The organism is uncultured Sunxiuqinia sp. (genome assembly GCF_947495665.1).
Lineage (GTDB): Bacteria > Bacteroidota > Bacteroidia > Bacteroidales > Prolixibacteraceae > Sunxiuqinia > Sunxiuqinia rutila.
In genome coordinates this window covers 253,227-264,448 of record NZ_CANLZV010000007.1, presented here as the reverse complement: position 1 = coordinate 264,448, position 11,222 = coordinate 253,227, and the positions used below count along the sequence as shown (strand labels likewise).

The 11,222-nt window shown below is 44.3% G+C and carries 10 protein-coding genes; 3 read left to right on the top strand and 7 right to left on the bottom strand.

Features of this window, described 5'->3' with window-relative positions:
- Positions 1-305: 305 nt before the first annotated feature.
- The 3 genes from Q1A18_RS11325 (at position 306) to Q1A18_RS11315 (ending at position 4,662) form a co-directional block, all read left to right on the top strand.
- Positions 306-1,817 carry an NAD(P)H-hydrate dehydratase gene (locus Q1A18_RS11325; RefSeq protein ID WP_299579839.1) on the top strand — a complete coding sequence of 504 codons (1,512 nt, stop codon included), beginning with the start codon at positions 306-308 and terminating at the stop codon, positions 1,815-1,817.
- A 121-nt stretch (positions 1,818-1,938) separates the two neighbouring features.
- On the top strand, positions 1,939-3,042 hold the full coding sequence (locus Q1A18_RS11320) for a DUF4831 family protein (protein ID WP_299579836.1): 1,104 nt from the start codon (positions 1,939-1,941) through the stop codon (positions 3,040-3,042).
- A 153-nt stretch (positions 3,043-3,195) separates the two neighbouring features.
- On the top strand, positions 3,196-4,662 hold the full coding sequence (locus tag Q1A18_RS11315) for an aminoacyl-histidine dipeptidase (protein ID WP_299579833.1): 1,467 nt from the start codon (positions 3,196-3,198) through the stop codon (positions 4,660-4,662).
- A 60-nt stretch (positions 4,663-4,722) separates the two neighbouring features.
- On the opposite strand, the gene Q1A18_RS11310 is transcribed toward Q1A18_RS11315, so the two are convergent.
- From Q1A18_RS11310 to Q1A18_RS11280, 7 genes are all read right to left on the bottom strand, one after another.
- On the bottom strand, positions 4,723-5,379 hold the full coding sequence (locus tag Q1A18_RS11310; protein WP_299579830.1) for a carboxypeptidase-like regulatory domain-containing protein: 657 nt from the start codon (positions 5,377-5,379) through the stop codon (positions 4,723-4,725).
- 12 nt (positions 5,380-5,391) lie between these two features.
- Positions 5,392-6,783, bottom strand: coding sequence for a CsgG/HfaB family protein (locus Q1A18_RS11305; RefSeq protein WP_299579827.1), 1,392 nt, complete (start codon positions 6,781-6,783; stop codon positions 5,392-5,394).
- A 24-nt stretch (positions 6,784-6,807) separates the two neighbouring features.
- Positions 6,808-7,230 carry a curli production assembly/transport component CsgF gene (locus Q1A18_RS11300; protein WP_299579824.1) on the bottom strand — a complete coding sequence of 141 codons (423 nt, stop codon included), beginning with the start codon at positions 7,228-7,230 and terminating at the stop codon, positions 6,808-6,810.
- 17 nt (positions 7,231-7,247) lie between these two features.
- The gene (locus tag Q1A18_RS11295; RefSeq protein ID WP_299579821.1) at positions 7,248-7,733 is read right to left on the bottom strand and encodes a CsgE family curli-type amyloid fiber assembly protein; all 486 of its coding nucleotides are present in this window, start codon (positions 7,731-7,733) and stop codon (positions 7,248-7,250) included.
- A 10-nt stretch (positions 7,734-7,743) separates the two neighbouring features.
- Positions 7,744-8,559 (bottom strand): hypothetical protein, encoded by an 816-nt coding sequence (locus Q1A18_RS11290; protein WP_299579818.1) that lies wholly within the window; start codon positions 8,557-8,559, stop codon positions 7,744-7,746.
- A 118-nt stretch (positions 8,560-8,677) separates the two neighbouring features.
- Complete coding sequence (locus Q1A18_RS11285; RefSeq protein ID WP_299579815.1) at positions 8,678-9,553, bottom strand: hypothetical protein; 876 nt, start codon at positions 9,551-9,553, stop codon at positions 8,678-8,680.
- 35 nt (positions 9,554-9,588) lie between these two features.
- Positions 9,589-11,115 (bottom strand): hypothetical protein, encoded by a 1,527-nt coding sequence (locus tag Q1A18_RS11280; protein WP_299579813.1) that lies wholly within the window; start codon positions 11,113-11,115, stop codon positions 9,589-9,591.
- Positions 11,116-11,222: the final 107 nt, after the last annotated feature.

Below are 11,222 nucleotides of genomic sequence, written 5' to 3'. Positions count from 1 at the left end.
GTACCTGGACGATAAGCTGGTGAAGATTATTTACGATATTGAAAACGTGTCGAACACCTATGATGGCGACATGGTTGGCAAGTACTGGAAAATGACTGAGCTGGGGCTGGAAGAAGATGAGCAGTCGTTGACCACCAATTAACAGCATTACAAACCAATGGTGTCCTTGTGTTTCTAAACTTTCCGGTGGCAGGCTCTCGGGGCCGCACCGGCAAGGATACTGAAAAAGGGCTCCAGCTCGTTTAAACAATTTTGTTGCTAGGCAATTTGATGATGTTTTTGTATTTTCGGGAAAAGTCAAAAACATGAAAATACCGACCACTAAACAGATAGCAACGATTGATCAATTGACTATTCAGAATGAACCCATTGCCGATATTGACCTGATGGAGCGAGCCTCGCTTCAAATTGCCAATTGGTTGATTCATCATATTTCCAACGAAAAAACACTTTACTTCTTTGCTGGTCCGGGGAACAATGGCGGTGATGCGTTGGCTATTGCGCGGATGATGGCAGACCACGATTATCAGTGTTCGGTGTTCTTGCTCAATTTTGGAAAGGCGCTGACCGGATCGCCGGCAGAAAACTGGCGTCGACTGGAAGCGCAGGGAAAAGTAGCACTTGGCATTATTGATTCAGAAACGGCTATTCCTGCTATTCCCTCTGATGGCATCGTATTGGATGGCCTGTTTGGTTCAGGCCTGAGTCGGAAGCTGGATGGCTTGCCACTTTTGGTGGTTGAAAAAATCAACAGTTCGAGGGCGCAGGTTATTGCCATTGATATTCCGAGTGGATTGTTTGGCGAGGATAACAGTCAAAATGATTTATCGGCTGTAGTACGGGCATCGCATACGCTTACTTTTCAGTTTCCTAAACTGAGTTTTTTATTTCCTGAGCATGACGAAATTCTCGGACAGTGGGAAGTTTTGCCCATTGGGCTTCATCCGGATGCTATTGCTGCGACCGAAACGCCTTTTCATTTGGTGACACTTGATGAAGTGACGAATAAAATGACCCGGCGAAAGAAGTTTTCGCATAAGGGAACATACGGACATGCTTTGCTGGTAGCAGGTTCTTATGGGAAAGTGGGAGCGGCTATCCTTTCCTCAAGGGCTTGCTTGCGTTCGGGAGTAGGTTTGTTAACAACGCATATTCCCCATTCGGCTTATCAAATAATACAAACGGCCATTCCAGAAGCCATGTGTTCAATTGATGCTTCAGACTTGATGTTTACCGAGTTTCCGGACTTGACACAATTCACCGCAGTGGGTGTTGGTCCGGGACTGGGTGTGAAGCCTAATTCTCAGCGTGCGCTAAAACAATTGCTGGAAGCCAATCCTTCAAAATTGGTGCTGGATGCTGATGCCCTGAATATCTTAGCGAACCATCCGGAGTGGCTGGAATTACTTTCTGTTAACACGGTTTTAACCCCGCATCCCAAGGAGTTTGAACGCCTGGTGGGAGAGACGCCTGATTCTTATACCCGGCTACAAAAGCAAATGGAGTTCTCCCGAAAATACCAGGTTATTGTAGTACTGAAAGGAGCTCATACCTGCATTTCGTGTCCCGATGGGCAGGTTTTTATCAATGCAACGGGTAATCCGGGCATGGCAACAGCCGGAAGCGGCGATGCTTTAACGGGCATCATTCTGGGTTTGTTGGCGCAGCATTTTACACCGCTTGATGCGGCTCAGCTAGGCGTGTTTGTGCATGGTTTGGCAGGAGATCTGGCTGCTGAACAGCAGGGGGAAGTTGCTTTGATTGCGGGGGATTTGATTGATACTTTGGGCGAAGCTTTTTCTGTATTGGTAAAATAAAAGCCTAAACTTTTGGTTCTTATTTCTGTGCGGCGACAAGAAAATGCTAATTTTGTTTCCGTCCTTCATTTTTGAAGGTTCATAATTTAATTTTGATTTCAATTTTAATTTGATTTAAACCATGAAAACATACGTGCTAGTGGCCTTGATTTTGGTTTCGTCCACGGTCTTTGGCTTTCAAAAAGATGATAAAAAGAGTAATGACAATCTGACTGTTCCTACGGAAGGAATGGTGTATAGTTTACCGCGAACCGGTGTTCGTATTCATGTGAAGGCGAAACAGGAGAAGTTCTTTCACGGACCTTATTTTCAATATGCCGAAGCTTTGTTGGGAATTAAAAATGCACCTTCGTCGGATTTTGAGCGCTGGACCATTACGGATATTCAGATTGAAACCTTTAGTGAGCCCGATCCGGAGCAAGTTCACAAGGCCATGGGGCGTGCCGGGGCCATGTTAAGCCTGACGGAGTCGGGAGTTTTGGCAGGCATTAATTCAGATACACCTACTGCGGCAGAAAACTACGCCGTATCAACCTTTTTGGGCGATACCAAAACCCCGGAGTTCCCGTTTTTGGATTTGTCTCTGAATCCTTTTTATGAAATGGGGGACTCAGCCAGTAGCCGGGCTTTTGTGACCAAGTCCATTGAAGAAAAAGCGCAGGAAGCTGCCCACACGGTAACTAAGTTACGTAAGCGTCGTTTTAAATCCCTGGCCAATGCCTACGAAGAGCAATTGCCTGATGGGCGTGCTTACGAGTTGATGGTTGAAGAGCTGGACAAGCTGGAAGAAGAATATGTTGGCCTATTTGTTGGCAAGTCATACACAAAGTCATTTGAATACAGTTTCGATTTCATCCCTGGAGGAAGCGATGTGTCAGGCGAAGTGGCTTTCCGGTTTTCTGAAAACAAAGGCGTGCTTCCCAAAACGGATTTGAGTGGCAAGCCCATTGTGGTGGATCTGAATAAGCTGGATGATCTATCATCGGCTCAGGAGAAACTGAAAACTTCGGCCAGCGCTGTTGCCGGACAAAGCGGCATTTTTTACCGGATTCCGGGGAAAGCCGAAATTAAGGTTCTGAACGGATTAAATACCATGGCGATTGCCCGAACAACCATTGCCCAGTTTGGCACGGTGGCTCCATTTCCGGAGAGCTTGCTGGATGGAAGCTACCGCATCTCTTTTCATCCAACAACAGGAGCCGTAAAAAATGTAATGGAAAAGTAGGCGTGCTTTCGACACAACCAAAAATTTTCAAAATTGAATTTAGCCCTATACGACTTGTTGTATGGGGCTTTCGTTTACAATTGATATAAGTCAAAAACAAGTTACGTCATTAAATTGTACTTTTAAGGAATTAGAAAATTAACACGATAAGTTATGAGTCAGAAAATAGTTGAATTGCAACCCAGCAAGCTTTGGGAGAATTTCCACCAGTTAACCCAAATACCACGTCCATCGAATCATGAAGAGCAAGTACAGGAATTTGTTTTCAACTTTGGAAAAGAACTGGGCCTGGAAACCCTAAAGGATGAAGTTGGAAATATTATAGTACGAAAGCCAGCTACCCCGGGTATGGAAAACCGGAAAGGGGTTATTTTGCAGGGGCATTTGGATATGGTTCCGCAGAAAAACAGCGAAAAGGAACATGATTTTGTAAACGACCCGATTGAGGCTTTTGTTGATGGCGACTGGGTGACGGCCAATGGCACTACCCTGGGAGCTGACAATGGAATCGGAGTGGCTGCAGCCATGGCGGTTCTGGCTTCAAACGATTTGAAACACGGCCCACTGGAAGTGCTGTTTACGGCAACAGAAGAAACAGGAATGGACGGAGCCGAAGGATTGAAGGCGGGTGTATTGCAAGGCGAAATATTGTTGAACACCGACTCGGAAGATGAAGGTGAGCTTTATGTTGGCTGTGCCGGAGGAGAAGATGTTGGCATCCGTTTTACATATACCGAAGAGCAAGTGCCGGCCAATGCGGTTGCTTTTGAAGTGAATATTACCGGATTGAAGGGTGGTCACTCAGGTATGGATATTATTTTGCAGCGGGGCAACGCCAACCAGGTATTTTTCAGGTTGCTGAATGAAGCCTATCTGGCTGTTGGAGCCCGCTTGGCAAGCATCAATGGCGGAAGTTTGCGCAATGCTATTCCTCGCGAGGCGTTTGGTGTTATTACTATTGAAGCGGACAAAAGCGATTCGCTGAAAAAACTGATTGAAACGGAGTTTACTGCGATTAAAAAGGAACTTTCAGCGACTGAGCCGGAAATGAGTCTGAGTATTGTTGAAACAAAACTTCCTGTAGAGTTGATTGATGAAAACACTCAGGTTAATTTGACCAAAGGAGTTTTGGCATGCCCCAATGGCGTAATTCGGATGAGTGACAGCATGCCTGGTTTGGTGGAAACATCGAGCAATATGGCCAGTGTGAAGTCGGATGTAGCCGGAAAAACGATTGACATTGCTTGTTTGATGCGCAGTTCTGTTGATTCAGCCAAAGCGAACCTGGGCAAGCGAATTGCTGCTGCATTTAGCATGGCCGGAGCAAAGGTGAAATTCTCCGGAGCCTATCCGGGCTGGCAGCCTAACATGGCATCGCCAATTCTGAAAACCATGCAGGAAGTATATCAGCAAAAATATGGCAAAGTGCCCGAGATTAAAGCCATTCATGCCGGTTTGGAATGTGGGATTCTGGGAGGAACTTACCCTCATTGGGATATGATTTCTTTTGGACCAACGATTCGTTTCCCACATTCGCCTGATGAAAAAGTGAACATTGCCACCGTTCAAAAATTCTGGGACTTTATGGTTGCCACTCTTGAGAATATTCCGGTGAAATAGTGATGTTTTCTTTAAAAAAAGAGCGCCTGATTAGTCTTTAATCAGGCGCTCTTTTTTTGTTTAATTTGTGTCTGAATTATCTCCTGTTTTAAAACTCCAGGTTGGACCATTGGCGACAATGTTTCCATCGTATTTAGCCACTACATACCAATAGTAAGTGGTGTTATCGGCTAGGTTGTCAACGACAACCTCCTTAACCGTCAGGCTTTCTCCAACAATGGTTTGTGTACTCGAATTGGATCTGAAGAGGTAAATATCATAGGAAAGGCTGATATCTGATTTTGACTGATCTGCCTTCCACTGCATGGTGAATGACCGGAGCTGGTCAACCGCGCCATTGCCCGGAACCGGATCGAAAATAGTCACCGAGCCATAATCTTTATCGTCTTTTTGTAATACGATGTTCATTTGAGTCTGTTCCCGATCATAAACGGAAACGATGAGTGTACTACTCAGGTATTCTTTTTTGCGTGCCGTCACACTTACTTCGCCACTGAGAACTTTGCTGAAGGAAAACTCGCCCGAATTATTTGTAAGCACAGATGAGCTTGCGGGGTTGGTTGCTACAAGTACCCCTTCCAAAGGTTCGTAAGTTTCTCCGTCAACAATTACCCCGTTTAAACTGCCGTAGTAGGTAACGTCAACTTTTTCATCTTCACATGCGCCCAGGAGCAGGAGGAAGAGCAGGAAGATGCTGATGTGATTTATTTTTTTCATATCCGTATTTTTTTATTTGATGTAATATTTCAAGCCTAACTTGAAGCCATAAAATGAATCGTTGTAAACACCGCTGATAACTTTATCGTACCGGTCGTTAAGCATGTAATTAAGATACCCTTCGGCTGACACAGCCATTTTGTTGGTCAGCAGGTATTCAGCTCCGCCGCCAAAGCTGGCAAAGGTAATAAAACGTTTCTCTGAAAGACCAACATCGTGGGTTCCTGAGCGATGAACAGCTCCAGCTCCCAAGTAGGCGAAGGGCGATAATTTCTCATAGGGAAGGAGATAGTAGTTGAAGTTAAGTTGGGAGAGGAGTTCGCGGAGATCAAAATTGTTTTGAGCATGGATCATGGCTCCGGAGTTCTCCAGTTCCAGATGAAGGTGTGGGGTAATTGATTTTCCAATGGTAAACGTTCCAATGGGGCGAATATCTCCGGCCGTATAGTCTCCATCGTAGTACAGGGCTCCGGCTTTAATTCCCAGACTCAGTTTTCCGTGAAATCGTTCTTTTTTAAACTGCCTTCCCACATGGTCTTTGGTCAGGTTTTCGGTTTTCTCTTCTTCGTATCGCAAAAAGGCACTACTCAGCGTGTCTGTTTGGTTTTCAAGCGCCCATAGTTTATCAAAAACACCTTCTATAATTAAGCTTTCAACAGCTTTTTCGATGGCTTCAGTTACACAAATTTCAGTGGGTTCATTATAGGTGAATCCGGTCTCCGCTTCCAAAATGCGTTTCAATTTTACGTAGCGAAAAAAGCCTGCCGATACTTCCTGCGAAAGGATGGATTTGGTGGTGTACACGGTTTTCAGAATTTTTCCGTTGGCTGTTGAAACAGCACGCAGATAAATACTGATTCGATCTTCCCTGTATTGTCCCGAAAGGTCTGCTCCAAAATAACGCATGCCGGCACCGCCCGTAAAGACATTGGATTCATAAGATACGATGCCGCCCTCGAGAATAACACCGGCAAAAAGCAATGGAGGCAGTAATGCTCCGTTGCCATTGTCTCCTTCGTATTGTGCACGGCTCGAACGGATGATTTTGCGTTCATTCAGCAAGTTGGAGATGTTCTCCCGTTCGATGGGAATGAACCAACCTGATTCTTCAAGAGCACGGATTAGGATTGTGGTGGCTCCTTGCGTGACGGCAGTTGACCAGTTTGCTCCTGTAACAGAAGGTTTGTATTGGCCTGTCTGGTCACGAAACTTGTAGACAGCAGCCACAATCTTTTCCTGGGGCTTGGGAAGTTCCAAAAGGTCTTTTTTTACCGGGGTTTCGGGACCCAATGAGGCGCGTCGAGGGGCTAGGGGCTGATGAATGTATGAACCACAAGCGGTCATAAACATCAGAAGTAATAGCGCACACGAAGCCCTATACAGCTTTCGTCTCTGTTTCATCATGGTTAGCTTATTGGATGAACCAGTTTAAAAGTAAGGAACCTCAACAGTTGTTTGACTGCCTGTGGCTGCGTCTAAAATGGTAATGTTGATCCCATTGGCTTGATCACCGATTTCAATCTGGTAATTTCCCAAAGTATAGGTTCCAGCCTGCAGAGCATCTTCTCCAAATTGTTTGGTTACAATTTGCCGGGACAGTTGACTTAGAATTTGCCGATTCAGACTTTCTGTGAAATTTTCCAGTGGATCGGAACTGTAGCGACTATAGGCATCCTCTGTGTCTTTGGTAATGTCATTCTGCGCTTGAGCAGAACTCATCAACCAGCTGAAATTGTAGGGATTTCCCCCGAAGGCCGGATTTTTTGGGGTGTAAATAAAATCCTGTGCGTATGTTTTTCCTGCCACGAAAAAAAATACAATGATTAGTGTATTAAAAAGAATCCTCATCATTTTTTGGTTTAAATTTTTTAAAATATTCCTGTGCCAGCCTGGTCCTCTCCATTGAGTTGTCGCATGATCTCTTCGTAGTTTTTCAAGTAATTGAAGGTTACTGCTGCTGCTTGTTCTGAAAGTTGCTCGACAATTTCTTGCCGGGGTTGAAGAATAGCTTGGTAAACAACATTCTCGTTTATGGAAACTACGATGAGCGTTGAAGTCAGACGGAATGGTTTTTCCAGTATGGTTATCGTGTAGTTTTTAGCGTTAACGGGCGGCTCCCAATTTGCATAGAACAAATCGTAAAAGTCGCGACCGATCTTCGTTTTGGTATTATCGACGAGTAGTCCGTCGATCTCGATTTCAATTTCAATCTCAGTCTCCTCTGTTGCTTTTTGAGTAATCTTCTCCAACAGTTCCTGTAGTACTTTGGGCGCAGGCTGACTGGTTGTCGAGTCGGCCTGACTGATGTTATTCGTTAGGGAGAAGAGGGATAATATGGTTATAATCAGAATCACTATCTGATCTTTAGGGGGTTGGGAAATAGGATTGGTCAATTATCACTTTCATATCTTGACCGGTTTGAGTGACTTCCATTCCTCCTGTAGTGGATAAAAAACTACTATTTACTTGCAGAGAGAGATTTTCTCCTGTTTGCGAATAGTGGTTTCCGTAGAGCTGGCTGCTGCTGGCATTGGTAACCTCCAACATATTGTTGCTGCCGGTCTGAGAGATTGTTTCAACCAAGAGTCCAGCAGATTGATTTTGCTGCAAGAAATCCTGAACCAAGTGTCCTTGTCCTAGCTGGCTTATCAACAGGTAATTGTTTATTCCCGTTTGGGTTGTGTATATCTGATTGTCTTTCCCGGCTTGTAAAGTAATTAGTCCATTGTATTGACCTGTTTGTTTCCCGCTTATTGAGTTGTTTTCAGCTTGTGCAATTTCCATGGAAAAGGAAGTGTTTATTGGCAACATTTCCGATAACAGTTTGGTGTAGTCCGCACTGCCAGAACTATTCCACAGAGTGCTTAAATAGTTCATCTGAAAACTTAGTAAGGTATTGTTATTTCCTTCCTGTATAAAATTCATGCTGTTTTGGGTTCCTTCCTGGTATCCATAAGTCTGGTTGCCGGTAAGTAATTGGTTTTCCTGTGTTTGACTAATGAAGGCCTGGTTGTCATCTCCGGCTTGTATCAGTTCAGCAACATTGGACTTATCCTGATTTGTTCCCATTAATCCTTGAAAACTTTCAATGCCGGAAGGAGCAATTTGTTGAATGCTGATTTGTGCATACCCGGCAGAAGTGAAAACCAATACAATAAGAAAGGATACAATTTGTTTCATTTGGCAAAAGCTTTAGGGTGTAATACCCCAGCCCGAAGGCTGGGGATTTAAACCATCAAATAAGGATTCAAGGACTCGCCTTTTTCCAGATAGGAGAGATGGTGGCAGGTATTGCGTTTTAGTTCTGCTGGACTACAACAACATTGTCATTACCAAACTGAGTTGTGACTGACCAGTTCGAGTTGCCGTTTTGAGTAACTCGTGAATCATTATTCATTCCAGATTGAGTTTGCCATGACTCATTCCAGTCCCCGGTTTGTTTAACCTCTGCGTAGTTAATACCGCCAGGAAGTATGTCATCAGTCTGTAGTTGGTGGGCATAGTTATTGTCTCCGGTTTGCCAGATTCTTTCTCGTTCAAATTGGATCTCAATTGCTCCTGCAAAACCTTGCCCTTCCATTATTTGGATAGCCTCGTTTGAGTCTCCCATTTGGTTGGCATAAGCGCTGGATTTAAACACTTTGTTTCCCACATCCTGACCAAGTTCCTGATAGATTATGTTGTAATCTCCTTTTTGGATTGCAACAGCAGAAGCTCCATCACCAAAAATGCTCATATTAACCGTGTTCTCATCTCCTTCTTGAGAAGCATATGCATCATATGGAGCAATTCCGGCTGCGGGAGCAGGAGTGCCAAAGTTCCCAACTTCTAGAATATTGGCTTCATTTCCATTACCTACCTGGTTGATATAGGCATCTCCCGTTGCATTTTGCTGTTCTACTGAGGCGGTATTTTCATCGCCAGTTTGAAATATTTCAGAGTTGTGAGCTTGTCCGCCATAGCCATTGTTGTATTGGGTAACCATGGCATCATTGTCGTCTCCAAGTTGATCGACATATGACATATTGCCATCCAACGAAGTCCCGCTTCCGTCAAAGCCTTGGGTGATATTAGCGCTGTTTCCATCGCCATCTTCCATAACTGTTGATACATGCTGTGCCATTGTCATACTTACGGCAAACACAAGTGCAAAAAATAAACTAAACCTTTTCATGCCTCTAATTTTTAAGTTAATAGTAAAATAATTATTTAATTCTGTGTAACATTTACTGAATTAGCATTGCCGACAACCGAATTGTCCGAGAGGTTTCCGTTGCCGGTTTGACTAATGTCAAATCCATTTGAGTTGCCTGTAATGTCTAAGTTGATCGTGTTAAAGTTGCCGGTGCTCGATGCCATTCCAACGTTCGTATTGCCCAGGATATCGATAAGGGCCCAGTTGTCTTCTCCGTCTTGCAGCAGGTCTGCTTCATTTTCGTTTCCGTCTTCGTCAATAAATCCATTGTTTACTGTTCCGGTTTGCGTTATCGATAGCTCGTTGTCATTGCCGTACTGTTTGGCTCTTGCCTGATTGTTAAATGGAGCTCCTGGCCATCCGGAAGAGTACCGCTGATTTGATCCATCGAAAATCTCTCCTGCTTGGATTATTTCGGCAGTGTTGCCACTGTTCTGTTGGTAGGTGCTGGCTGTATGGTTTTGCCCTGTTTGGCTAATGCTTGATGTTTGATTCAAGCCCCATTGTGTTATTACAGCCGTGTTGTTGTCGCCATTATAAGAATACACTCCGCTAATTCCAACCTGGTATACCGTGGCTGAACCGTTGGAGCCCCATTGGAGAACTTGTGCATTGTCATCATAGCCTAACTGATTGACGGTAGCCTCATTGAGTTCCGACCCATTTCCCGTGTTGTAGTAGAGGTAATTTTCATTGCCTATTTGGTTTGCTGTTAGCGTATGATAATCCCCATGTTGTGCGTTATTCATATAGCCATCATCACCAGCATCAATTTTATTTCCCATTCCATCTTGGGCGAGGGTGGCTGTATTTCCGTTACCATCTTGCAGAAGGTATGCTTCATTGTCATCATCAACATTATTTGCAGCTCCAGACTGAGCAACGCTTGCGTCATTGTCATTCCCCAGCTGGGTAACTTCGGCGTTGTGTCCGCCGCCATTCCAGCCTCCGCCTGCCTGAGTGACAAACGAGCTGTTGCCATCCCCTTCCTGATATACTTTTACGTATTGATTGGTTCCCCCCTGAATGGTCGTAGAGGCGTTGTTTGAGTTGTATTGCTCTACTTTTGAAGTATTCCATTTGGGATCGCCACTATTGGTTTGGTCTTGCAAGGAGGTGTTGGATGTGCCGTCTTGAATCAATTCTGCCGTGTTGTTATAGGCTTTTTGATACTGCTCACCCTTATTGCCTGTTCCTGTTTGGTCTATTTTGGCCACATCATATCCGGGCCATGGAGCAAGTTGCTTTTGGATAGCAGTGTTGAGAGAGCCATCTTGAGTTACAAATGCCTGTTGTTTTCCTCCTGTTCCTCCTTCTTGTTCAATGTCGCTCGTGTTTGCTCCTGCTCCTCCGCCATTTTGTTTTACTGTTGCTTCATTACCAGTTGCGATAGATGTTTGAAGAATAACCGAACTATTGGTTCCTGTTTGTTCAACAGAAGCATCATTGCTAGGACCGTTTTGGGTTACGTTTGAAGTGTTTTGTGCCATTGCCATGCTTATGGTTAGCATCATTGCTAAAAGATAAATTAGTTTCTTCATACTTTATTGTTTTAGTTTATGTTTGATTATTGTAAAAGTGCTCTCTGTTTCAGAAAGAATATGACTTGTTGTTTTACACTGTTTTATTTGTTCATCGTCTTGTCTGT